This window comes from Cyclobacteriaceae bacterium (assembly GCA_025808415.1).
Lineage (GTDB): Bacteria > Bacteroidota > Bacteroidia > Cytophagales > Cyclobacteriaceae > UBA2336.
The window spans coordinates 3,403,304-3,426,855 of sequence record CP075525.1 but is presented as its reverse complement, the minus strand read 5'-3'; the positions used below and the strand labels follow the sequence as shown (position 1 = coordinate 3,426,855).

21 protein-coding genes and 1 other RNA gene are annotated in these 23,552 nt (G+C 42.9%); 13 read left to right on the top strand and 9 right to left on the bottom strand.

Annotation, left to right across the window (positions count from 1 at the left end):
- Nucleotides 1–499 precede the first annotated feature (499 nt).
- The 5 genes from KIT51_15190 to KIT51_15170 form a co-directional block, all read right to left on the bottom strand.
- Complete coding sequence (locus KIT51_15190) at nucleotides 500–1,657, bottom strand: ATP-binding protein (GenBank protein UYN86194.1); 1,158 nt, start codon at nucleotides 1,655–1,657, stop codon at nucleotides 500–502.
- 253 nt (nucleotides 1,658–1,910) lie between these two features.
- Complete coding sequence (locus KIT51_15185; protein UYN86193.1) at nucleotides 1,911–2,672, bottom strand: hypothetical protein; 762 nt, start codon at nucleotides 2,670–2,672, stop codon at nucleotides 1,911–1,913.
- A gap of 69 nt (nucleotides 2,673–2,741) precedes the next feature.
- Nucleotides 2,742–3,617, bottom strand: a complete 876-nt coding sequence (locus tag KIT51_15180; protein UYN86192.1) for a hypothetical protein — start codon at nucleotides 3,615–3,617, stop codon at nucleotides 2,742–2,744.
- Between the two features lie 29 nt (nucleotides 3,618–3,646).
- Nucleotides 3,647–4,273, bottom strand: coding sequence for a response regulator transcription factor (locus KIT51_15175; GenBank protein ID UYN86191.1), 627 nt, complete (start codon nucleotides 4,271–4,273; stop codon nucleotides 3,647–3,649).
- Nucleotides 4,274–4,329: 56 nt separating this feature from the next.
- A complete protein-coding gene (locus tag KIT51_15170) occupies nucleotides 4,330–6,354 on the bottom strand; it encodes a tetratricopeptide repeat protein (GenBank protein ID UYN86190.1) in 2,025 nt (674 codons plus the stop codon).
- 107 nt (nucleotides 6,355–6,461) lie between these two features.
- On the opposite strand from KIT51_15170, the gene KIT51_15165 reads away from it, so the two are divergent.
- The 7 genes from KIT51_15165 (at nucleotide 6,462) to KIT51_15135 (ending at nucleotide 14,642) form a co-directional block, all read left to right on the top strand.
- On the top strand, nucleotides 6,462–8,900 hold the full coding sequence (locus KIT51_15165) for a DNA translocase FtsK 4TM domain-containing protein (protein UYN86189.1): 2,439 nt from the start codon (nucleotides 6,462–6,464) through the stop codon (nucleotides 8,898–8,900).
- A 48-nt stretch (nucleotides 8,901–8,948) separates the two neighbouring features.
- Nucleotides 8,949–9,590, top strand: coding sequence for an outer membrane lipoprotein carrier protein LolA (locus KIT51_15160; GenBank protein ID UYN86188.1), 642 nt, complete (start codon nucleotides 8,949–8,951; stop codon nucleotides 9,588–9,590).
- A gap of 64 nt (nucleotides 9,591–9,654) precedes the next feature.
- Nucleotides 9,655–10,479 carry an orotidine-5'-phosphate decarboxylase gene (gene pyrF / locus KIT51_15155; protein UYN86187.1) on the top strand — a complete coding sequence of 275 codons (825 nt, stop codon included), beginning with the start codon at nucleotides 9,655–9,657 and terminating at the stop codon, nucleotides 10,477–10,479.
- A 63-nt stretch (nucleotides 10,480–10,542) separates the two neighbouring features.
- Nucleotides 10,543–11,820: a DUF2851 family protein gene (locus KIT51_15150; protein ID UYN86186.1), complete on the top strand. Its 1,278-nt coding sequence runs from the start codon at nucleotides 10,543–10,545 to the stop codon at nucleotides 11,818–11,820.
- The gene (locus tag KIT51_15145) at nucleotides 11,817–13,079 is read left to right on the top strand and encodes a hypothetical protein (GenBank protein ID UYN86185.1); all 1,263 of its coding nucleotides are present in this window, start codon (nucleotides 11,817–11,819) and stop codon (nucleotides 13,077–13,079) included. Before KIT51_15150 ends, KIT51_15145 begins: the two co-directional genes overlap by 4 nt.
- A 57-nt stretch (nucleotides 13,080–13,136) precedes the next feature.
- Nucleotides 13,137–13,775, top strand: a complete 639-nt coding sequence (locus tag KIT51_15140) for an acetyltransferase (GenBank protein ID UYN86184.1) — start codon at nucleotides 13,137–13,139, stop codon at nucleotides 13,773–13,775.
- A gap of 3 nt (nucleotides 13,776–13,778) precedes the next feature.
- Nucleotides 13,779–14,642 (top strand): nucleoside phosphorylase, encoded by an 864-nt coding sequence (locus tag KIT51_15135; protein UYN86183.1) that lies wholly within the window; start codon nucleotides 13,779–13,781, stop codon nucleotides 14,640–14,642.
- On the opposite strand, the gene KIT51_15130 is transcribed toward KIT51_15135, so the two are convergent.
- A complete protein-coding gene (locus KIT51_15130; GenBank protein UYN86182.1) occupies nucleotides 14,643–14,897 on the bottom strand; it encodes a hypothetical protein in 255 nt (84 codons plus the stop codon).
- A gap of 147 nt (nucleotides 14,898–15,044) precedes the next feature.
- Between KIT51_15130 and KIT51_15125 the strand changes: the two genes are divergently transcribed.
- From KIT51_15125 to KIT51_15105, 5 genes are all read left to right on the top strand, one after another.
- On the top strand, nucleotides 15,045–16,274 hold the full coding sequence (locus KIT51_15125) for an insulinase family protein (GenBank protein ID UYN86181.1): 1,230 nt from the start codon (nucleotides 15,045–15,047) through the stop codon (nucleotides 16,272–16,274).
- Nucleotides 16,275–16,278: 4 nt separating this feature from the next.
- Complete coding sequence (locus tag KIT51_15120; GenBank protein UYN88605.1) at nucleotides 16,279–16,920, top strand: class I SAM-dependent methyltransferase; 642 nt, start codon at nucleotides 16,279–16,281, stop codon at nucleotides 16,918–16,920.
- A gap of 34 nt (nucleotides 16,921–16,954) precedes the next feature.
- Complete coding sequence (locus tag KIT51_15115) at nucleotides 16,955–18,790, top strand: LysM peptidoglycan-binding domain-containing protein (protein ID UYN86180.1); 1,836 nt, start codon at nucleotides 16,955–16,957, stop codon at nucleotides 18,788–18,790.
- Between the two features lie 148 nt (nucleotides 18,791–18,938).
- Complete coding sequence (locus tag KIT51_15110) at nucleotides 18,939–19,352, top strand: response regulator (protein UYN86179.1); 414 nt, start codon at nucleotides 18,939–18,941, stop codon at nucleotides 19,350–19,352.
- A gap of 50 nt (nucleotides 19,353–19,402) precedes the next feature.
- The gene (locus KIT51_15105) at nucleotides 19,403–20,311 is read left to right on the top strand and encodes a DUF3078 domain-containing protein (protein UYN88604.1); all 909 of its coding nucleotides are present in this window, start codon (nucleotides 19,403–19,405) and stop codon (nucleotides 20,309–20,311) included.
- A gap of 7 nt (nucleotides 20,312–20,318) precedes the next feature.
- Here KIT51_15105 and KIT51_15100 read toward each other — a convergent pair whose 3' ends face one another.
- From KIT51_15100 to KIT51_15090, 3 genes are all read right to left on the bottom strand, one after another.
- Nucleotides 20,319–20,741, bottom strand: a complete 423-nt coding sequence (locus KIT51_15100; protein ID UYN86178.1) for a hypothetical protein — start codon at nucleotides 20,739–20,741, stop codon at nucleotides 20,319–20,321.
- Between the two features lie 155 nt (nucleotides 20,742–20,896).
- A complete protein-coding gene (dnaX, locus tag KIT51_15095; protein UYN86177.1) occupies nucleotides 20,897–22,009 on the bottom strand; it encodes a DNA polymerase III subunit gamma/tau in 1,113 nt (370 codons plus the stop codon).
- 83 nt (nucleotides 22,010–22,092) lie between these two features.
- Nucleotides 22,093–22,884, bottom strand: a complete 792-nt coding sequence (locus tag KIT51_15090) for a DUF481 domain-containing protein (protein ID UYN86176.1) — start codon at nucleotides 22,882–22,884, stop codon at nucleotides 22,093–22,095.
- A 113-nt stretch (nucleotides 22,885–22,997) separates the two neighbouring features.
- Here KIT51_15090 and ssrA point away from each other — a divergent pair.
- Nucleotides 22,998–23,389: a transfer-messenger RNA gene (gene ssrA / locus KIT51_15085) on the top strand.
- Nucleotides 23,390–23,552: the final 163 nt, after the last annotated feature.

The following is a 23,552-nucleotide window of genomic DNA, read 5'->3' as shown; positions in this document are numbered from 1 at the left end:
TATACAATCGGTATCACATGATTATGTGATGAATGAATATGTTGAGTTGAAGCGATTGAGGTATTTTCACTATTTGGGAGCGTTCTTTGAAATCAATGTTCTGATTAGGGATGGAAAATATTTTGCCAGGAAAACAGCAAACTTTCCATGAACTTTGTGCTTTCTTCGTGTCCTTAGTGGTTAGACTTATTTGAGATGGCTAAAATAAAATTCGATTGATCAGGGCGACTGTAAAAATGCTTAAACCTGACCGTTTCCAGATCTTTAAGTACTATATAAGTTGCATTTAAAAACTCATCATATTCAAGTCCCCGAAAAATGTTATACATCCTCCTATAAGATTCGATGAGTTCATAGTGAAAATCTTTAACATATGAGTTGTAATATGACCCATTATAATAGGTTATAAGATAGGTGCTAAAATACTCACCAAAAATAGTCCAGTACACCTGACAACTAAAGCTAAGCAAAACTTAAATACTTAGCCATGAAATACCCGCTATAAGCCTAACTCCGATAAGCCTGCCTGCCAGGGTAAGCATTGAACACCTTCAATAATTTTAGGAGTTGAATCATTGGAGAGGCAAAACAACTCACAATCGGGTATGTCTTTACCCAAGGTGAGTAAACCCCTCAAGTCACTTTGTGTTATGGTTGTGGTTGATTTTATTTCCACGGCTGCTCGCTTTAGCCCGGGTCGTTCAATGATCAGATCTATTTCGACTCCCGCCCCCGTGAGCAAGTAGGATAACCGATAATCTTTTCGGTAGTAGGATTGTAGTCTGTTGATTTCATTGATGATGAATTGTTCAAACACATTGCCATACTGTGAGGTGCGCGGATTCAGCGTGGTGTTCAATTCATCTAGCAGGGTACGTTGAATGCCGGTGTCGAAAAAATAAAATTTGGGGTTCGACCGTTGTCTTTTTCGGATAGACTCATGAAACTGCGGCAAGGTAAAACCTAGTAATGTATCCTCCAGGATTTGGAAATAGGATTGAATAGTGGGTACACTGGTACCTGTGTCAAACGCAATCTTTGAATAGTTGATAACCTTGCCGGCCATTTGAGCAGCCACCGGTAAAAATCGTTGAAAGGGTTCCAGTTTGCGAATGATTTGTTCTTGAAGGATTTCTTCCCGTAGGTACGTGTTGGCGTAAGCTCTCAGGAATTCCTTTTTGTCCTGCACTTCAGGTAAATCCAAAAGTTTTGGTAATGTTCCCCAATGGAGTGCTTCGTGCAAATCAAAACCATTTCCGATTTCTTTTGCCGTTAATGGATACAGGTTATACACGAATGCTCTTCCGGCCAATAAGTTGGCTGCACCACGTTTCAATTTCCGGGCACTGGATCCGCTAAGGATAAACTTTTGTTTTGTTGATTCAATTTGCTGATGTATCAAATCTAAGAGCGCAGGTACTTTTTGTACTTCATCAATAATGACCCATTCAGGTGCCGGTTTTCTGGCTGCAAGCTCTTGCACAAAAACAGCCGGGCTCAACAGATACTTTCGGGAAACCTCGGGATTTAACAAGTCGATGTACCAGTTATTACCATAGGCATAGCGTTCTTTCAATAAATGGGTTTTTCCCGTCCCTCTTGCCCCAAATAAAAAAAGGCTGTTTTTACGCGAAAATTCAACAATTCTTTTAATCATACTTTAAATATGTCGTTCAAATTTAAAGTAAACTTTACGATGTGGAAAAGTCATTATGAAAATAAAGCACCGGTTAAAGTGAAAAAGCCTTCATTCTCCCGGAAATGAAATAGCCCACCAAGTGGTTGAATAACCCAAACAGCCCAGGCTGCACCAAAACTTTAAGTAGAAGCTTGGCGCAAAGCCAAGAAAGACAACAAAAAGCAGAAACCCAATTATGCGGAGTAGAAGTAGTTAGAGCGTGTCATAATTGTTATCCATTAAAAAGAAAAGCTGCCAACCGATTCCATACAGGATGGTATGGCATAGTGTAAAAAAGTAAAACGCCAATACCATGAATCAGCAGCACGGTGAGGGTTGGTTGAAGACTTAGTTTTTTCTTTTGATGAAAGAATAACAGACAAACAAACACCAGGCCCACCAATGCAAATACAAAATTTCCGGCAACAGCATTAAACGGCCAGCCCATGGCATCACAAAAATGACCGATCAGCCTGTCGCCTGCAGGACCAAGAATGGTTAAGGCGGCAGCCAGCATGAATGTAGCATGGGCTATGGTTCTCTTTCTAAAGCTCACACCCAAAACATAATACACAATTAACCATAACCAATACACTGTGCCAATAACCACAAAATCTGCTGCTTTGATGTGCAAGGGAAAATCAGCAGGATAATAGCCAGGAGGGCCCACATCGTCACCGCCTAATGCACGATGGTAAGAATAGTGAAGAATAAAATACCCGCTGAGGATAACAATCGGCATAAGTCCATAGCTGATCTTTCCGATAAGTCGGTGATGGTTTAGTTTGTTGAACTTTATGAGTAGTGGTTGTGCAATCACGGTGGCCAGCCATAGTAACATGAATGTGCTGTGCAGATGAATGACCGTTGGGGTTGGAGCGTTGAGCTTAGCGAAATAACTGGGGTAAAAGCCAAGAAAGGTGATGGGAATAAGTAAAAATAATATCCATGCTGTGCCGGGTAGGAGCGTTCTGTCGATAAGGGAGTTTTTCATGGCTTACGAAACACCTGTTAGAATTCTTCTTGCAATCTCTTAGCTAACATAAATACGTTATATCTATGCTCAGAATTTTGTCTCTTTGTCCCAATTCCTTATAAGGTCAGCCAGACTCGTAGCTACATTTTGTTCAAGGAAATTGACAAAAGCATCATCTTGAAGTTTTTCTTTCTGTTGCTTTAATGCTTGCCATAGTTTTACAGATACCTCTTTACCACCCACATCGTAAACTTTTGCAGCACCGGCATGCCAGCGGCATTGAAACCAGCCATAGTTTTTAGCATGTTGCTGCCCGATTTCATTGTAACGCTCTTCAATATCTTGCAAGCGCGTGTACGTATATTCTTTTGCCCCCGCAGCCACTACCATATTCGGGAAAACGGTTAGCGCTGGCAAAGCTTTGGGTTCTTTTTCGGCTACATAAGTATGTAAAAAAATGTTGCAGAAGAGTTCCCCCATCCACATGCGCTGCATGTTCAACCCGCCCTGTGTGTGAAATGCATGGCCAAGTTCGTGTATGGCCAGCAGGTCGAAGAATGGCTGCATGGTTAATTTTTCGTTATTCGAGTATGTGGTACGGATTTGGTCGGCTAGTTCCTTTGGTAGTTGATCAAGTGGAGGAATAAAACTTTGCCAGAATGGATTGTCTTCAATAGCTACTACCAACGTTTTATTGTCAGTATAATGGGGCATTCCATAAACAGGAAATGAGGTGTAATTACCCCAGTCTGCTGCCGATAGCACCAGTAGTGTTACCGAAGGTTTAAAACCAAGCAGTTGTTCATGGTAACTGAGTGCATTAGCCAACCGCTGTGCAATGACCGTTGATGGCCTTTCAAAACTTTTGCTGCAATAGACATTGAATTCTGGTAGCGAGAGCTTGGTAAGTTTTTCCAACGCTTGACCCATCAAAACGTGTGTAAAAAGTAAAAGGCCTGTCATACAGAAGAATTTTCTCATAACATTTTTTATTAAACAAGTTTTTCGTTAATCGCCTTACTTACTGCCTCCGTCTGTGAATGCACCTGCAGCTTTTCATAAATTTTTTTGATGTGCGTACGGACAGTATCAATGCTGATCTCAAATTGTGCGGCAATCATTTTGTAACTGTTGCCCTGGCTTAATGCACTGAGAATTTCTTTTTCTCGGGAGGTTAGTTGATAGTCCTTCGCAGCGGGTTGCTGCATGGATTGAATAACCATGCGCGCAATGCTGGGCGACATAGGCGCGCCACCGTGCAATACATCCTGGATAGCATCAAAAAGTTTTACGGCAATGTGCTTCTTGAGCAGGTAACCACTGGCTCCGGCTTGCAAGGCTTCAAATACGTGGGTGTTGTCATCAAAAACGGTGAGCATCAAAATGGCCACCTCCCGATTCTGTGTGCGGATTTGTCGTACAGCTTGTATACCGGTCATACCCGGCATATCAATATCCATGAGTATAACATCCGGTTTTAGTTCGGTTACCTCAGGAATGACATTTAATACATGACTAAAGGCACCAACCAGGTTAAAGGTTTGGTGTGAGGCTACCAGGCTGGATAAACTTTCCCGAAGGATTGTGTTGTCTTCGTAAATAAGGATGCGAACAGCCATCGTTTATTAATATAGGGTAAAAAAGCGCTATTTATAGCCATTTTGAAATACCGCAATCATGTGATGGGAAGGTTTACAGTTACGGTTGTGCCTTCATTTGGTTTACTGTGGCGGATAAGTGTGCCCTTAACTTGCTTTGCACGGGCTTCCATATTCCGAAGCCCGTTGCCATGTTTTATTTCGGTTTCCAGAAAGCCCTTGCCATTATCATTTACTGCAAGTGTTAAGGTATTGTCACTTTCCTTCAGGCGGATAGAAATGTTGCTGCCCTCGCTGTATTTGGCCGCATTGTTAATGGCTTCTTTGTAAATCAGGAATAGATTTTTTCGCTTCCCGGCATTTAGGCGGATGGCCGCAGGATTGGACGGTTCATCAAATTGATAGGCGATACCTTTCGGTTCAAGAATCTCCGCGGCAAATTCTTTCATCTTAATAAGAAGTTTGTCAACGGTATCGTTCTCCGGATTGATTGACCATACAATATCCGACATGCTGTCCATCATGCGGGACGATTGTTCATTTATCCGCTGCAGATAGTTTTCTGACAGTCCATTTTTTTGGGTAATACCCATTTGACTGATGATGTTAATGCTGGATAACGCAGACCCTAAATCATCATGAAGATCGCGCGCAATGTCACTGCGCATTTTTTCCAGTTCAAGTTGGCGCCTGGTTCGGTTCAACACCCGATAACGGTTTATCAGCACGATGCTGATAACCAAAACTGAAACCAATGCAATGATGATAATGTTTTGGTTTGCTTGTTGCCGTTCGAGTTCTGTTTCATGCAATTGTTGACGCGCTTTTAACAATTCAATTTCATTTTCTTTTTGTGCTACCTGGTATTGGGTTTCCATTTGGGAAATGCGCAGCTTAACTTCCTTGCCTTCCAGTGAATCGGTAAGTGCTTGCTGGCGGATCAGTTGCCTGAAAGCCTCTTCATAGTTTTTTTCCTGAAGGTAAAACTCTTTCAAAAATGTCACGGCATGAAGTTCACTGATTAACTCGCCACTGGCTTGGGCTTGTTCAATGCCTTCATTAAGTTTTTTGAGCGCAAGCGATCTTTGGGCTTCATCCTGAAGTGCCTGTTGTGTGTAAACCCTTCCTTTTTCAGCCGAGATAAAGGCATCAAACCTGGTGATGCCCAATTCTTTGAATAGCTGTTCTCCCCGGTTAAAATAATCAAGGGCATCCTGCAGCCGGTTCATTTTTTGATAGATCTTTCCCAGGTTTACATAATTTTTACCAATTTCCTCTTTAAGCTGTTGCTCTTTATTTAGCTCAAGCGCTGCCTGCTGAAGTTCCAATGCCTCTTTGAAGCGATCGGTATCCATGGCTATGTTGGCAAGGTTATTATAAGTTGTAGCCATGCCGCGTTTGTCATTGCGCTTTATCCGTATGTTTAGCGACTTCCGGTAGTACTGTTCTGCTTTTGTGTAATCTTTTTGTTCATAGAAAATATTGCCCAGTGAATTGTAACAAAAAGACAAGCCCATCTCGTTGTTCAATTCTTCAAAAATGACTAATGCCTTAAACGTTGACTCTTCCCGTTTCGATGCCTGGTTTAATCGTGCGTACACATTGGACATGTTCAGGTAATTGCCGGCCATGTTTTCTTTTCCTAATACAGCCTCTCCCAACTCATCATTCTTTTCATAGGCTATTAACGCCTCGGCATAGTTTCCAAAATTGTTATTGAAGATTCCCCATCCGGTTAAATAAGCTGATAACCCTTTGTTGTTGGGATACTTTTCAAGATAGCTTTTGGATTTATCAAAAAAATACAGGGCACTGTCACGATCACCTATGGAAACGTAAACACCGGCTAATCGAACATAAGCCGTGTTTACCCATAAACCGTTCAAGCCGCCTTCGTGCAACTCAAGTGACGATTTAAAATATTTCCGCGACTTTTTGGTGTCGATTCTTTCATAAGCCAGGCCAAGGTTTACCAACGTTTTGGCGTGGATTGTATCATTCAGATTCCTGTTTATAATAGTTAACATGCTGTCAATCCTTTTCTGTGCGCAGAGTAGTGCGGGTAAGGACAGCAAGGAGAGAAGTAATGAGGATCTCAGCATGGCGTTATTCTGGTTTACCAAGATAGGCAAACCTTGAAGAATAGGCTCTATTAAAAATTACGGTTTCGTTGTTTTTCCTTAGTTTTGAGTACTTTTTAAACTTATTGATGGCTCAGAACACTTACAAATCCAACACTTTTAAAAAACCAGAGAAGGAAAGAAAAGGCAAAGCCTCTAAAAGCAAGTTTGACATTCAATTTTTGAAAGACCCAAAACTTGTGCTGGCGTTGGGCTTTGTTGTACTTATTAGTTCTGTTTTTTTATTCATTGCTTTTCTCTCGTACCTGTTCACAGGTAAGGCCGATCACAGTGTAGTGGAAGGACTTTCGCAAAGCGGGTTGATTGATTCAGGTTTGGAAACCGAGAATTGGTTAGGATTGTATGGAGCTGTTGCTTCGCATTATTTTATATTTCGCTGGTTTGGTGTTTCGGCCTTTTTGGTGCCGTTTGTTTTGTTTCTGATTGGTTTCAGGTTGGCGTTTAAGCGCACTTTATTATCCATTACAAGCGTCTTGATTTTTAGTGTATTCACAAGTTTGTGGGTCTGCTTGTTGTTCGGTTATTTAACATTAAATATTGATGGTGTAACCGAGTGGAGTTTTTTGGGCGGTGGGCTTGGCTTTCAATTGGCTATGCTTGCGCATGGATTGTTAGGCTGGGGAACATTTTTGCTGCTGATACTTTCGTTGTTCATATTCATCATCTTCTTTTTTAATGTAACCTCCATACCATCGTTTAACCCTGCTGATCCTAAACCCATGGGCAACGATGCCATCCTTGCCGGAGAAGAAATGGAAAAAACTTATTTGGACGAACAAGATAATTGGCCACAGCAGGTAGCACAGGATGAAGTTGTTCCGGAACCGGTGGTACTGGTAAAACCTGTTGAGCCGGAAAAGCCATTACCCGAAATGAAACTTGACGTAGCTAAGCCGGAAACCCCTAAAAAGGAGAAAGCGGAACCCGATTTTATCATTGAAGAGCGCACCGAGACCGATGAGTTGGCTGAGAAACTGGTGGAGGAGAAGGGCGTATATGACCCTACGCTCGACCTTAGCAATTACAAGTTTCCTCCGCTTGAGTTGTTGAACGAGTACGATACCGGCAAGGTTCAGGTAACACAAGAGGAACTAAATCAAAATAAGGATAAGATTCTTGCCACCCTTACCAATTTTAAAATAGGCATCTCCAGCATCAAGGCAACCATTGGTCCCACCGTTACCCTGTACGAAATTGTACCCGATGCGGGTATTAAAATCTCAAGGATCAAAAACCTGGAAGATGACATTGCCCTGAGTTTGTCTGCCTTGGGCATTCGAATTATTGCCCCGATACCCGGCAAGGGAACAATAGGTATAGAAGTGCCCAACAAAAACCGCGAGATGGTTAGTATCCGTTCGGTGCTGTCAACAGTGGCATTTCAAAAAACAGATAAAGAACTACCAGTAGCATTAGGAAAGACGATTTCCAATGAGGTGCTGGTTATTGACCTTGCCAAGATGCCGCACCTGCTCGTAGCAGGTGCTACTGGTCAGGGTAAATCGGTAGGATTGAACGTTATCCTCGGTTCTCTATTATATAAGCGTCATCCTTCGCAGTTGAAATTTGTTTTGGTTGACCCGAAGAAGGTAGAGATGGCGCTGTTCAGCAAAATTGAACGTCATTACCTGGCCAAGTTGCCCAACAGCGAAGAAGCAATCATTACCGATACAAAAAAAGTGGTGCATACCCTCAATTCATTGTGTATTGAAATGGAAAACCGGTATGAAATTTTGAAAGATGCCGGTGCCCGAAACTTAAAAGAATACAACACGAAGTTTTTGGGGCGTAAGCTTAATCCTAAAGAAGGTCATCGTTTTTTGCCTTATATAGTATTGGTGATTGATGAGTTGGCCGACTTAATGATGACGGCCGGTAAGGAAGTGGAGACACCCATCGCACGATTGGCACAATTAGCGCGTGCCATAGGAATTCACTTAGTGGTAGCCACCCAGCGTCCTTCGGTTAACGTAATTACCGGTGTAATCAAAGCTAATTTTCCGGCACGCTTGTCTTTTCGGGTAACATCAAAAGTCGACTCACGGACTATTTTGGATACCGGTGGAGCCGATCAATTGGTGGGTATGGGCGATATGCTGCTTTCGTCCGGCTCAGACATCATTCGATTGCAATGCCCGTTTGTTGATACACCTGAAATTGAGCGTATCTGCGAATATATCGGCTCTCAACGCGGCTATGATTCAGCCTACTTGTTGCCCGAGTATGAAGATGAGGAGAGCGGTGCTTCTACGGTTGATCTTTCGGAGCGTGATGCCTTGTTTGAGGAAGCCGCCAGGCTAATTGTGATGCATCAGCAGGGAAGCACTTCTCTTATCCAGCGAAAGCTAAAATTGGGCTATAACCGGGCCGGTCGGCTTATTGACCAGCTTGAGGCAGCTGGAATTGTAGGCGCCTTCGAGGGGAGTAAGGCCAGGGAAGTACTGATTAAAGATGAGTTGAGTTTGGAACAATTATTGAATGGATTGAAGGAAAAACACGGTCAGTAAGCTATTTTTGCTGCCCGCGAATTTCAGCATAATAACTTCCTATAAATAATGAAAAAGCTCTTTATCACCCTTCTTTTAGCCCTTTTTGCAAAAGCATCCTTCGCCCAATACGATCCCAAAGCCCTGGAGATACTGGAGGCCATGAGCAAACGGTATAAAGCCTATACTTCGTTTGAAGCCAATATTACCTCCAGCATGACCAACGAAACGGAAGGCATAAAAGAAGAGTTTAAGGGTAAAATTACGGTTAAGGGCGACAAGTTCCGGTTAGCCATGGATGACCAGGAAATTATCAATAACGGCACCACGGTATGGACCTACCTGCCCGCGGCAAAAGAGGTGAATATCGATAATTATGATCCGGCTGCCGATGAAATAAACCCGTCTAAGATTTACGAGTTGTACAAAAAGGGATTTAAGTATTTATATCTCGAAGATCAGACTGAAAATGGCGTATTGTGTGAAGTGATTGACCTGGTGCCGGAAAAAAAAGATGCCCAGTATTTTAAAATTAAAATGAACATCGGTAAGAAAGATAAAAGCATTCAAAGTTGGACCATGTTTGATAAGAGTGGAAATAAATACAAGTACACCATCTCTAAGTTTACGCCCAACGTTGCAGTAGCCGATGCCTTTTTTACGTTTGATCCGAAGAAGTATCCGGGGGTTGAGGTTATTGATTTACGATAGAAATGAATTTTATGAAAGAAGGCCCGGTAGTTTTTAACGCTTCCGGGTCTTTTTATTTTAATCTATGAACAGACAGCAGTTATTTTCACAAATCAAAAAAAAACAATCCTACCTCTGCGTTGGATTGGATACCGATCTGGAAAAAATCCCAGCTCATTTAAAAACTGAACCGGATCCTGTCTTTACGTTTAATAAAGCGATTATTGATGCTACGCATAATTATGGTGTGGCCTACAAACCGAATATTGCTTTTTATGAAGCCCTTGGTCCAAAAGGTTGGGAGAGCTTACAGAAAACATTGGACTACATTCCGAAGGATTGCTTCACCATTGCAGATGCCAAGCGTGGCGACATTGGCAATACATCTTCACTGTACGCCCGCGCTTTTTTTGAACAGATGAATTTTGATGCAATAACCGTAGCGCCCTATATGGGTGAAGATTCAGTAAAGCCATTTTTGAAATTCAAAGACAAGTGGGTGATTTTGTTGGCCCATACTTCTAACCCCGGTAGTGCGGATTTCCAATTGATGGAATCAAAAGTTACAAATCGCAGGCTTTATGAAGAGGTAATAATTAAAGCTAAAACCTGGGCCCCCCCCGATCAATTAATGTTTGTGGTAGGGGCTACGCAAGCCGATAAAATGCAGCACATTCGTGAATTGGCTCCGGAGCATTTCTTTCTGGTGCCGGGTATTGGGGCACAGGGTGGTGATTTGGAAATGGTATCGAAATATGGAATGAATAAGCACTGTGGCCTGTTGGTGAATTCGGCAAGGGCAATTATTTATGCTTCAGAAGGAAAGGATTTTGCTGAAGCAGCAGCAAGAGAGGCTCAAATTGTTCAACAACAAATGAGTGAGCTCCTTAAAGAGGCTCAGATTCTATAAGCTGACCAGTCAATTGATTTTAGATTTCAAAAATCGTAAATCGTAAGACTGAATCTGAAATCTGTGACCGAATCCTTCCTCCACTATATCTGGCAATTTCAATACTTCACAAAGAAGGATTTATGTACCACTGCGGGAGAAACTATTCAAATAGTGCATCCGGGTGTCCGTAATACCCATGCCGGCCCGGATTTTAGCGAGGCCAAAGTAAAAATAGGTGACCTTGAGTGGCGAGGAAGTGTGGAAATTCACATCAAGGCTTCAGGTTGGATTGACCACAGCCATGGTGACGATGCTGCTTACGAAAAAGTAATACTGCATGTAGTGTGGGAAAATGATAAACCCATCAGTCGATCGGACAACTCTTCAATGCCGACATTGGAATTAAAAAATAGAGTAGACTCATCGCTTTGGAGTAGGTATAAAAAATTATTCACCAGCGCTGAGCGCATTCCGTGTGCATCTTCCTGGCGAAAGGTTGATGATCTGGTAAAATTATCGATGCTGGATAAGGCATTAACGCAACGACTGGAAGTAAAAGCTGGTGTTGTTATCGAAATGTTGAAGCGTAACCAGGGCGATTGGGAAGAGACAGCTTATCAGTTGCTCTGTAAAAATTTCGGTTTTAAAGTCAATACTGATTCATTTCAGCGATTAGCAGAATCTCTTCCATATAAGATTGTATTAAAGCATATCGATAAACTCCACCACGTTGAGGCTTTACTTTTTGGTCAGGCTGGTTTTTTAGAAAAAGTCAAAATCGATGAACACTCGCAGGTATTGGTTCGGGAGTTTAAGCTGCTTGAAAAAAAATATGGACTAAAGGATAAACGGCTTCATAAATCTCAATGGCGGTTTTTACGGTTGCGACCTGCTAACTTTCCAAGTGTACGGTTAGCCCAGTTGGCGGCAGTCATTCACCAACGAAAAAATATATTCTCTACTATTGTTAACACAACAGACTATAAGGATTTATATGCATGGCTTAGTGTTCATCAATCAGATTATTGGAAAACGCATTACCAGTTTGGCAAGATGACCAAAAGCGTTCCCGTACTCGGTAAATCCAGTATTCAAAATCTTATCATAAACACCGTTGTGCCCTTATTGGTAGCCTATGCAATTACACACGATGATTATTCCTATATGGACCGGGCAGTGGATTGGCTACAGAAAATACCCGCTGAAAAAAATATCATAACCCGGCAATGGGCTGAGTTAGGCTATGCTGCTAAAACATCCTTCGACTCGCAAGCACTTATTGAGCTGTACAATGCATATTGCATGAAGCGAAGGTGCCTCGAATGTACAGTAGGAGCCTCAATTATTCGACCGGTATGACGATCATTCTCTATTGTGTTCATGGTGCTGTTATCTTCCTGCTAGCCTGGTGGTGGTTTAGGCATAACAGGTCTTCTCTTGATAAACTTTACTGGCCGGCACTGTTGGTAAAACTAGGTGCAGGTATTGCATTGGGACTGATTTACAGCAGATACTATGTGGATAGTGATACGTTTTCATTTTTTCAGGAAAGTATCCGGTTGGCGGAAATAGGAAGGGCGGATTGGGTTGAGTACTTACGCTATTTATGGTTTGAAAAAGAGCAGGCTTTTTCAGGTGAGAACAGAACATTGTTTTTCGTTAAGCTGGTGAGTTTATTTTCAATTATCACCAATAACAATTACTGGATCATTTCGATTTACGTTTCTTTTTTTTCATTTGCTTCAGCTTGGTGGCTGGTGAAGCGGATAAGCCTTAGTTTCCCAGCATTTACATTACCTGCTGTAGTTGCTTTTTTGTTTTTCCCTTCGTGTGTGTTCTGGAGTGCAGGAATCATTAAAGAAAGTGTGGCCATGACCGTTCTCTATGCCATGACCGGTTTGCTTCTCATCATCTGGAAAAGCCATAAGGTCACTTGGTTACAATTTGCAACAACAATAGTTTGTGTGTGGGTTTTGTGGAGCCTTAAGTATTACTATGCTGCAGTTTTTTTACCGGTAGCGTTGTCGGCTTTGTTAACCCGATGGTTTGTTCAAAACCGGATGAAACCCTCGGCAGTTACCGCTTACCGTGAATTTGTTTTACTGTCGGTGTTGCTGATGGTTTTCATTTTTGTGGTCACGTTTGTGCATCCCAATTTTTATCCACATCGTATTTTTGAGGTGATTGTAGAAAATTACGAAGCTTTTTATGAGAAATCGGATCCTGGCAAGATGGTTCATTTTAATAACCTGAGGCCTGAAATCGGGAGCATTTTGCTTCATGCCCCCAGGGCTTTGACTTCAGGATTGTTTCGTCCGTTTATTTGGGAGGCCAGTAACCTCTTTCAGTTGATGGTAAGCCTGGAGAACCTGCTTTTATTGTTCCTAACCATTCTAGCCTTCAGAAATATAAATAAGCTTACAGCCTCTCCTGATCGGTTGTTGTTATTTTCCTTGCTGCTTTATTGCACGATGTTGTGTGTGTTTCTAACACTTTCGGCCCCAAACTTTGGTACGTATGTCAGGTACCGGGTAGGTTTCTTCCCTTTTTTCATTATGCTGGTTATGTACAACTCACCGTTTGATCGGGGGTTTACAAAACTTTTCAAGATCAACTGATTTTCGTCCTTGTGAGGCTGTTGTAATGAGGGTACATTTGTTTTCTGACAAACAGCTATGGATAATCCTGTAATAATTTTTGGCGCAAACTACCTGGGGCGGATAGCCCGGGAAATTTTTGAGGTAAATGGAAATGTGGTATATGGATTTTTAGATGACGATAAGCAGCGTCACGGAAAGGAATTTGACGGTATAACGGTGCTGGGGAGTACCGATGATGATGGTTTTTTGAAATTGATAGGAAAGAAGTGTGAAGCGTTTGTGGCCGTAGATGATAACCGGTTGCGTAAAAGTTTGGTAAAAATGCTGAACGAGGTTCGTCACGTTCAACCTGTAAATGCCATTCACCGGGATGCATCGCTCGCCAATCATGTTGAGCTGGGTCATGGAAATTTTATTGATGCTGGTGTTAAAGTTGGCGTAGGGGCAAAACTCGGCAACCATTGCATCGTGCAATGTGGCGCCCTTATTGGTGCGGAAGCTGTTGTTTCGGATTTTACGCAGATAGGGGCCGGTTCAATTATTAATGCAGGTGTACGTATTGAGTCGGAGGCTTTTATCGGATCAGGCGTTACCATTGTTTCGGGTGTAAGTATTGGCAAGGGAGCCCGGGTGGGCGCTGGTGCCGTTGTTATTGCCCCGGTTAAAGATGGTGAAATTGTTTTTGGCAACCCTGCCCAACCTGTAAAACAATAACCTATGCCTAAACTATCTGAAACCGATTTAATTCTGAATAAAGATGGCAGCGTCTACCATCTGAACTTATTGCCCAAACATGTATCGGATATTGTTATTGCCGTGGGTGATCCAAGCCGGGTATACAAGGTAAGTCAGTATTTTGATGAGGTAGAGTTTGAAATGAACAAACGTGAGTTTATTACACATGTGGGCCATTTCAATGGAAAGAAAATTACGGTGATCAGTACCGGTATTGGTACCGATAATGTGGAGATTTTTATGACGGAGCTTGATGCCCTTGTTAATATTGATTTGAAGTCGCGGGAGATAAAACCGAAAAAGAAGAAACTAAAGATTATTCGCATTGGAACTTCAGGCGCATTACAGGAAGATATACCCGTTGGCTCACACCTGGTTACTGATTATGCCATTGGTTTGGACAACCTCATCGGCTTTTACGAGTTGCCATCTACCCGGTTTGAATCATCTATTGCCAGTGATATTGCCAAAAAAGTTAAGCTGCCATTCAAGCCCTATGTGGTACAGGGCTCAGAAGAATTATTGACGCGGATCGGGCACGATATGATTCGGGGCAACACCATTACCACACCCGGGTTTTATGCACCGCAAGGCAGAAAAGTAAGGGCCGGTACCCGTATGCCCAAATTGCTTGACGACCTGAATTTTTACCACAACAAGACCAGCGACTTCTGGCTCACGAATTTTGAAATGGAAACCGCTGCCTACTATGCACTAGGCAGGCTTCTTGGACATGAAATGTTGAGTGTAAACGCCATTATCGCTAACCGCATCAAAAATAAGTTTGCTAAAAATCCGGAGAAGGTCGTTGATGCATTAATTGAAAAAGTATTGGAACGGATATAATCAGCCGCCATTAATTCCGGCATCCATACGCACAATGTGCCGGCCAGCATTCAGCGGGTCATCATTATAAAAACCTGATAAAATCCTGTGGGCAATTTGTTCCACAATCAGTTCCTGATCGGTCTTTCCTTCCTTGCCTCTCCAGAAGACCCGTTTCGGGTGACGTTTCATGTCTTCAACATATTCTTTAGCCCGGTTGAATTGTTCATCGGTGAAGGTAATCGTAAAGCAGGTTTTAACGCGTTGAGTTTCCATAGTTAAAGTGGTTTACAATTGATATGCCATTTTCAAGCTTTTCAAATTAAGTAAAATGAGCTAACACAAAGCAAATGCTTGCCCGTGAACGGTCACCCGTGTTCGCAGTTGGGACGGTAGTCGTTTACATGGTATTTTTGTGCCTGTATGAAAGCGTTGCATCGTGTTGTTTTACCGAATGGAATCCGCCTGGTCTATCAGCAGGTTGAGAACACACAAATTGTGCATTGCGGGGTTTTTCTGGACGTGGGCAGTCGTGACGAAAGTGAGGCTACACAAGGCATTACTCATTTTTGGGAGCACATGGCATTTAAGGGTACCCGAAAGCGCAAAGTTTTTCAGATCATCAACAGCATCGATTCGGTGGGTGGCGAACTGAATGCCTATACCGATAAGGAAAAAGTAGTCTTTTTTACCGCTGTGCGTGATCAATATTTTGAGCGATCCGTTGACGTACTGGCCGACATTACCTTCAATTCGGTTTTTCCGGATCACGAAATTGAAAAGGAACGCGGTGTTATCCTTCAGGAAATGGCCATGTACTTCGACAGCCCTGATGATTCTTTACAAGATGAATTCGAATCGGTTATTTACGGTAAGCACCCTATGGGTATGAACATACTTGGCCGGCATGAAACCGTGTCAACCTTTAGCCGGGCCGACTTCAAAGGGTTTTTTAAAGAACATCTTGATACGAGGAGAATTGTTTTTAGTTGCGTTGGTAGCTTACCACCATCGGAAGTTGAACAAATTTTTCGAAGCTATTTTGATGTAAAACCAACCAAGCGTACGGCAAAAAGAAAACCAGCAGGTAAATACAAACCACAAAGCAAAGAATTGTTGCGCCCGGTTAAGCAGGCCAAGTGTGCGATTGGCCGTCCGGCATACCCGGTTCATCATAAAAACCGTATTCCATTTTATTTGCTGGTGAACATGTTGGGAGGCCCCGGCATGAATTCCCGTCTCAATATGGCGCTTCGCGAAAAGCATGGCTATGTTTACTCCATTGATGCGCATTACATGGCGTATACCGATACCGGAATGTTTGCAGTTTTCTTTGGTACTAAACCGAACAAACTTGATCGTTGTATTGAATTGGTCAGGCAGGAGTTGGATAAGTTCATGGACAAACCGCTTAATGCCCGACAATTGAAAGCTGCCCAGGAACAATTAAAAGGACAGATGGCCATGGCTGAGGAGAACAATCAGAATATGATGATGATGCTGGGCCGCTCAACCCTTGATTTAGACCGGGTGCCTTCCCTGAAAGAGGTTTTTGAAATTATTGATGGTGCGAGCCCGGCTATGTTAAGGCGCATAGCCAGTGAAATGTTTGATCCTGATGGTTTAAGTTATTTAAGAATGATTCCGAAATAATATGATGGATTTCCTGAACGCAGACCTGGTACGCTATGCCGAGCAACATACTTCTTCGGAAAGTGAGCTATTAAAACGGATCAATCGGGAAACGCATGCGCAAGTACTTATGCCACGCATGCTATCCGGGCATTTGCAAGGGAGATTGTTGGCCATGGTAAGCAGTATGCTTCGGCCAAAGAGAATACTGGAAATCGGAACCTATACAGGATACTCCGCGATATGCCTGGCGGAAGGCCTTGCACCGCAAGGAATACTTATTACCATCGATATTAATGAAGAACTGGAAGACAGGGTGCGTCAATACTTTAATGAAGCAGGTATTTCACGCAGGGTGGATTATCGTATTGGCAATGCCCTGGAAATTATCCCACAGCTACAAGGGCCGTTTGATCTTGTTTTTATAGATGCCGATAAAGAAAACTACGCCCGCTATTACGATTTAGTGTTCAATCTTGTACCTTTGGGAGGTTATATCCTGGCCGACAACGTGTTGTGGAGCGGCAAGGTGCTGGATCAAAAACCGGATAAAGACACCCGGGCCATTATGGCGTTTAACTTGAAGGTACAGCAAGATAAACGGGTCGAAAATTTACTCTTGCCGGTTCGTGATGGCATTATGATTGCACGTAAAGTCAGGGATTGATTTTTTAGGCTGACTATTTTTTAACCTTAGCAGTATGCGACTTACAGCCATTCTTAGTTTACTCCTGCATGTGGTATTGGCTCAAACCCCGGAGGTTCCGCACAAGATGAACTTTGCCGGCATTACCCTTACCATTCGTGATGATGCACGCAGGGAAATCCAAAAAGATGTAGATGCCTTAACCCAATACCCTAAGTATTTCAATGTAAAGGTTGAACGTGCAAAAACATATTTTCCCATTATTGAAAAGATTTTTGCCGAAGAACGTTTGCCTGATGATTTCAAATACCTGGTGATCCAGGAAAGTGCATTGATACCTGATGCCGTGTCGGTATCGAACGCAGTTGGGTTTTGGCAGTTTAAAGACTTTACGGCCGCTGAGATGGGCTTGCGTGTAGACAAGGAAATCGATGAACGCATGAACATTGTTTCATCCACACGGGCAGCAGCTCAGTACCTGAAAAAGAACAATACTTTTTTTAACAATTGGCTATATGCTTTACAAGCCTATCAAATGGGTGCAGGCGGTGTAATGCGTGCGGTGAAAGATTATGAGAGTGGGACAAAGCATATGGAAATCACCAGTCAAACATACTGGTATGTGAAGAAATTCCTGGCCCATAAAATTGCTTTTGAGGGAGCCGTGAAGGGGCAAGGCGAAGTAAACGTAATTGCCTATGAAAACCATAGCGGAAAATCACTGGCTGCAATTGCCAGGGAAGTTTCCGTTGCTGAAGAAAGCCTGATAGAGTTTAATAAGTGGGCAAAAAAGGGAACTGTTCCGGGAGATAAAAGCTATAGCGTTTCCATTCCCGTTAAAGGCGAAGCCCAGCCTGTCTATGCCTCTGTTGAAATGATAAATACCGAACACCATAAGCACAATCCGCATAAAAAACTTGAAGCTAAACCCGCCCTGGCAACGCAAAGCGACAAGAAAATAATTAATGGCCTACCAACGATCAAGGCCCAGGCTGGAGAAAATGCAGTAGCACTAAGCAAGCGCGCAGGTGTAGGTTTGTCATTTTTCCTGGCATGTAATGATCTATCGATAAGTGACCCGTTGCTGGAGGGCAATTATTATTACCTGAAGAAGAAAAGGGCAAAGGCAAAGGCGGTATCGCATACGGTAAAGTTATTGGACGAAACTCTTTGGTCGGTTAGCCAACAATATGGAGTTCAGTTAAAAAAAATTACCCGATTAAACCCCGGGTTGCCAACCTCAACCCTTAAACCTGGAACATTGGTTGTGTTATCGGGCACTTCAAAGTCTGTTTCGCCAGAACCTGCTATTGCCGGTGTTGTTGAAGTAGAGACAGGTGAGTTTTTTAGCTGGACGGTAAACCCAGGGGCTTCCTCTTTCAAACCTGCGGAGGTATCGGTAGTTGTTACTCAGCCGATAGAGGAATCAGGAAACGATTTAGTATCCGATAAGGTAGTTGAGCCTACAGTTGTAGTTCAGACGATAGAGGAGAATACTGCGAAGGTAAGCGAGCAGCAGGTGGAGGTTTCTAAAACCGAACCATTGCCCGCACGACATGTAGTGGTAACGGGCGAAACATTGTATGCTATAGCCAAACGGTATGGCGTAGGGGTTATGGACATCGTAAATTGGAACCAACTAAAGTTGGAGGATGGCATTAAGCCCGGCCAGGAATTAATGATGCGAGCGCCCATACCGGCTGAGGCCATGGTGCAATCAGCTCAGGAGGCAAGGGAGGGGAATTTTATCGTGCATGAAGTTAAACCTGCCGACACCCTTTATGGTGTGGCCCGAAAATATGGCGTTACCATTAAAGACCTGATGGACTGGAATCAGAAAAAGGATTTTAATGTTGCCACAGGCGAGAAGCTTAAGGTACAGGTTAAATAGGGGCTGATTTTATTTACCTTTTTCGTGATTTTATTACGTCAACGCCCCGATTTTCTCAAGAACTGCCTTAAAGTAGCCAAAAAAGGATATTTTTGTAGCCTGCGATTTTGTCAAATTTTAGAAACACTGTAATTGATTAATTATTGGGATGGAAACGGATACAAAATCCATTGATTTAGTATTGCTGGTGGACGATAATGACACTGACAATTTCATCAGCAAACGTATTATTGAAATCACCAAATTCTCGAAGCGGGTTGAGGCAAAAGGTTCGGGCAAGGCTGCACTGGACTATTTAAAGGAAAATGAGAACAAACCCGATAATTTACCCAGCCTGATATTCCTGGACATCAACATGCCCATTGTTGATGGCTTTGTGTTTCTATACGAGTTCGAGAAGTTTAATGAAATTGTACGTAATAAGTGTAAGGTTATCATTCTCTCCAGTTCGGACAACAAACGCGATATTGATAAGATCGTAAACAACAACCACGTTATTAAATTCATTACTAAACCGCTTACCGAGATTGCCCTCGAAGAGATAAAGTTGAACAATATTTAATCTTACTTGTTCACCAAGTAAATTACCAAAAACCTTTACAACCTATGAAAATGAGACTTTCTTCAGGAGCCCTCGTGCTCATTCTGTTCACTGTAAGTTTATTTGCCGCACAGGCACAGGTGATAAAGCCTGATACTGCCTCTAATTGGAAGAAGAAACTCCTTTTTAACGTAAACGTTAACCAGGCTTCATTTTCATCCAACTGGAAAGCCGGAGGTATCAATTCCATTGGGTTAAATTCGGCATTTAACTATAAAGCCGCTTACTCAAAAGACAAAATTACCTGGGCAAACGAAATTGACTTTTTATATGGTTTTGTGGATAACAGCGGTCAGGGTTTCCGCAAAACCCTGGATCGGATGTTTTTTGACACCAAGCTTGGGTATAAACTAAACGATAAATGGGATGTTTTTACCTCCCTGAATTTTATGAGCCAGTTCGACAAGGGATTTCGGTTTAATGCTGATGATACCAAAGACCTTATTTCCGATATTTTGGCTCCCGCTTTTGTCACTTCTGCCTGGGGTGTTCAGTATAAGCCAGTAGATTATTTCTTTATACGGATGTCACCCTTTGCGCCCCGTGTAACCATAGTGCGTGACAACAATGGCCGGTTTGATGCGGTTGATCCAGTGCGGCCTTATGGTGTTGAACTGGGGGAGTCCACCCGGTTTGAATGGCTGGCCTTTCAACTTACGGCCGACTTTGATAAGGACATTGCCACCAACCTGAATCTAAAATGGCGATACCTGATGTTTGCAAACTATGAAACACTTGAAGCAAAGACCATTGACCACCGGCTGGACCTGATGCTTACAGCAAAGGTGAACAAATTTATAAGCGTTGGCCTGGGCGGTATTTTACTTTACGACTTTGATCAGGATTCGGGTGTCCAGCTAAGCCAGGCTTTTAATTTTGGTTTCCGGTATAGCTTCCAGAATTACGAAGAAAAGAAATAACCTGTATTTAAAAATCAGGGTCTAACCCTAACCGATCTCTAAGCAGTATCAGGTTAGGGTTTTTTTCTGCCAGGTGTTCAAATTTTTCGCGGTTGGTATAAATAACTTTTTTGCTATCGCTGCTTTTTAATTCACCGGTTATTTGAATGGTAAAGTTGTTCAGCCGCTCGCGCACAAACTGCATCAGGTCACTTTTAATATCGTTCAACAAGGTTTCCTGAACCGGATTGTGGAGGTGCAACACAACAGTTGATTCACGGATTTCAATTTCCTGTGTTAAAAGCTGGTATTCGGCCTTGTACATTTTTCTGCTTTCGGCATAGGCATGCCAGGTATTTCGCAGTTGTGCTTCATTGTAGTCATCATGGGCTAACGGTGTTGCTGCTTTAGTTTCTTCCTGGATCACAGCTGTATTTTCCGATTGCAGCATGGCCTTAAGGGCTGAAATCTTAGGGGTGCTTTTGCTTCGCGAGGGTGCGGCTCCGGTAGTTTTTGGTGTTTCTGAAGCAGTTTTTGTTAACTCGTTGGGTGGCTTAATTTCTTGAGCCGGTGGTGTGGGGCTGACGGAAGGCTCCTCAACTTCAACTACGGGTTGGTCAATAATTTTTTTTTTAAGGCCTCTTGTGAAGGTGCAGCAAGGTTAATAACGGCCTGAACGTTGGCCATTTTCATCAGGGCAAGTTCAACCAGCAGGCGTTGGTTCTTACTGGCTTTATATTGTATATCGCACTGGTTGGCAATATTTAACCAGGATAGTAACAAGGATGGCGAAGCGGCCTGGGCTTGCTGGGCGTATTTCTTTTTTACACTTTCGGGCACCTCCATTAAATCGGTAGTGCGTACATCTTGCGATACCAATAGATTTCTGAAGTGTTCACTCAACCCGACAATAAAATTTTGCCCATCAAAGCCCTTTCGTAAAATTTCATCCAGGATTATAAGCGGCTCGGTATGGTTTTGGGTGAGTAGTGCGTCCACTACGGTAAAGTAATAATCATAATCGAGGATGTGAAGATTGTTCAATACATCCTTAAACGTGATGGCTTTGCCGGAAGAGTAGGTAACCATCAAATCAAAAATAGAAAGGGCATCGCGTAAAGCGCCATCTGCTTTTTGGGCAATCAGGTGCAGGGCTTCGTCTTCGGCTTTAACCCCTTCGTGCCGGGCAATAGTTTTCAAATGGTTGCCGATATCCGAAATCTGTATGCGGTTAAAATCAAAAATCTGACAACGCGATAATATGGTGGGTATTACTTTGTGTTTTTCGGTCGTGGCCAGTATAAAAATGGCGTAGGCCGGTGGTTCTTCCAATGTTTTCAGGAATGCATTGAAGGCAGCATTCGACAGCATGTGAACCTCATCTATTATGTAAACCTTGAATTTACCGAATTGGGGCGGGTAACGAACCTGGTCGATAAGGTTACGTATATCCTCAACCGAGTTGTTGGAGGCAGCGTCCAGTTCGAAAATGTTAAGGGTATTTAATTCAGCCTTTTCTTCAAAGCCATTAATTAAACGGGCAACAATGCGGGCACAGGTGGTTTTGCCAACACCCCTGGGGCCACAAAAAAGTAAGGCTTGGGCTAATTTGTTATTGTCGATGGCATTTTTTAAGGTGGTGGTAATATGTTCCTGTCCAACAACCTCTTCAAAACCTGTAGGGCGGTATTTGCGTGCCGATACAACAAAGTTTTCCATGACGGCAAATTAATCTATTTCATGTGTATATAAGAAATGATTTTGAGGATATGTGCCGGCCTGCCCAAATTCAAAAGTGTTTGTCAGAATTTGTACGTAATCCCATTGCTGAACCGATAGATGGTTCGCACGATTGGCACAATTGGGCGATTTTCGAAGCTCAGTATGAACGATGTAGTCCATTGAAGCCGGGCCGTAAGTTTGGTGTTCAGGTTAACGTCCGTGCTGTACCGATGCCTGAAGGCTTCTATGCCCGGATCGTATGCTGTTTGGTAGTATTGAATGGAGTTAAAGTCGGCCCATTCAGAAATTTTAATTCTGAAAACCAGGTAATTGGTTGATTTCCAAAAAGCAATGGGTATAATTTCCTCTGTTTTAGGATGGGTCCATTTCTCTGATTCATACATGATACCCACGCTAAAAATGAGTGTAAAGTGTTCGTCACGGTAAAGCCGGTGTCGCATGCCGGTACCCACGAGTAGGCGTGGGTCTAACCCACGAAAGTTATCGTATTGGTACTGTGCAAAAATTTCAGGGTGCACCTTACGGTCTTTCCGGAAATCGAACCTGAAGTGTTGATAGCCGGTGTTCAGGAAGGGATCTTCATTGATCTTCAGGTAATCAATACGACTGATCGAGGAAAGCCTGTGCTTACCCGGGAACCACGCAATACTGGAACGGAAGTCAAATCCAAAAAACTCCACAGGCTCATCTGCAGCAGCACTTCGGTTGTAGAGCAGCAGGTTACCATTAATGTTGCCAATAAACTTTTTGGTGGTATCACGATCAAGCACGGATTTTTCGATATTAAGGATTTGTGCCACGGCCATGTGGCTGCACAGCAAAACAATAATGTAATAGGGTGTGCATTTCATTTGACTTAAAATTAAGGCATCTGTTAAAGATCATTGCCCAACCCGGGTGAACTTTTTTGCACCTATATTTGTATGCCTTAACAGTGTAACGGCTATAAGTTCTTTGAGGTATTGGGGCCGACCGGTTTTGACAGGATGTGTTATGACGTGTGTAAGCATGCAGGCTCGTAGGATGAGAGCCTTGAAAGATAGTCCTGAACCATACGTGGCGAGACTAACTACGCCATGGCTGCTTAATCTGTCGATACGATAGGTTAGCTTATCCCCGATAAGATCGGGGAGGCCATCATCGCTCAGTGCGCTGTTCTGCAGGTACTGGTATAGCGGTGTCGTTTTGCAGAACTGCTCCGTGTGGGGTTACACCACCCGGCTAAGACAACGTAACTACGGAATGGGTTGGCTGTTGCCTGCCGGCTTATTCCCGACAATGAAAGTCAACTAAGCATGTAGAAGATACGATTGTAATCTTCTCTGGACCAGGGTTCGATTCCCTGCGGCTCCACGCATTCAGGTTTTGTAAAACAAAAAGGGCTGATCATTGACCAGCCCTTTTTGTTTGTTGATGTTTCCATCAACGTCAATTACTTCTTCTTCTTAGCTGCTTTCTTTGCTGTCTTCTTCTTAGCAGCTTTTTTCGCTTTCTTTGCCATAGCGTTTTTAATTTTGGT

Bases quoted from the DNA above. Each gene is read 5' to 3' on its own strand.
- KIT51_15145 (UYN86185.1), top strand. From the start codon at position 11,817: ATGACGATCATTCTCTATTGTGTTCATGGTGCTGTTATCTTCCTGCTA.
- KIT51_15185 (UYN86193.1), bottom strand. From the start codon at position 2,672: ATGAAAAACTCCCTTATCGACAGAACGCTCCTACCCGGCACAGCATGG.
- KIT51_15175 (UYN86191.1), bottom strand. From the start codon at position 4,273: ATGGCTGTTCGCATCCTTATTTACGAAGACAACACAATCCTTCGGGAA.
- KIT51_15125 (UYN86181.1), top strand. From the start codon at position 15,045: ATGAAAGCGTTGCATCGTGTTGTTTTACCGAATGGAATCCGCCTGGTC.
- KIT51_15110 (UYN86179.1), top strand. From the start codon at position 18,939: ATGGAAACGGATACAAAATCCATTGATTTAGTATTGCTGGTGGACGAT.
- KIT51_15130 (UYN86182.1), bottom strand. From the start codon at position 14,897: ATGGAAACTCAACGCGTTAAAACCTGCTTTACGATTACCTTCACCGAT.
- KIT51_15115 (UYN86180.1), top strand. From the start codon at position 16,955: ATGCGACTTACAGCCATTCTTAGTTTACTCCTGCATGTGGTATTGGCT.
- KIT51_15190 (UYN86194.1), bottom strand. From the start codon at position 1,657: ATGATTAAAAGAATTGTTGAATTTTCGCGTAAAAACAGCCTTTTTTTA.
- KIT51_15090 (UYN86176.1), bottom strand. From the start codon at position 22,884: ATGAAATGCACACCCTATTACATTATTGTTTTGCTGTGCAGCCACATG.
- KIT51_15120 (UYN88605.1), top strand. From the start codon at position 16,279: ATGGATTTCCTGAACGCAGACCTGGTACGCTATGCCGAGCAACATACT.
- KIT51_15180 (UYN86192.1), bottom strand. From the start codon at position 3,617: ATGACAGGCCTTTTACTTTTTACACACGTTTTGATGGGTCAAGCGTTG.
- KIT51_15170 (UYN86190.1), bottom strand. From the start codon at position 6,354: ATGCTGAGATCCTCATTACTTCTCTCCTTGCTGTCCTTACCCGCACTA.
- KIT51_15140 (UYN86184.1), top strand. From the start codon at position 13,137: ATGGATAATCCTGTAATAATTTTTGGCGCAAACTACCTGGGGCGGATA.
- KIT51_15100 (UYN86178.1), bottom strand. From the start codon at position 20,741: ATGCTGCAATCGGAAAATACAGCTGTGATCCAGGAAGAAACTAAAGCA.
- dnaX (UYN86177.1), bottom strand. From the start codon at position 22,009: ATGGAAAACTTTGTTGTATCGGCACGCAAATACCGCCCTACAGGTTTT.
- KIT51_15135 (UYN86183.1), top strand. From the start codon at position 13,779: ATGCCTAAACTATCTGAAACCGATTTAATTCTGAATAAAGATGGCAGC.
- KIT51_15160 (UYN86188.1), top strand. From the start codon at position 8,949: ATGAAAAAGCTCTTTATCACCCTTCTTTTAGCCCTTTTTGCAAAAGCA.
- pyrF (UYN86187.1), top strand. From the start codon at position 9,655: ATGAACAGACAGCAGTTATTTTCACAAATCAAAAAAAAACAATCCTAC.
- KIT51_15105 (UYN88604.1), top strand. From the start codon at position 19,403: ATGAGACTTTCTTCAGGAGCCCTCGTGCTCATTCTGTTCACTGTAAGT.
- KIT51_15165 (UYN86189.1), top strand. From the start codon at position 6,462: ATGGCTCAGAACACTTACAAATCCAACACTTTTAAAAAACCAGAGAAG.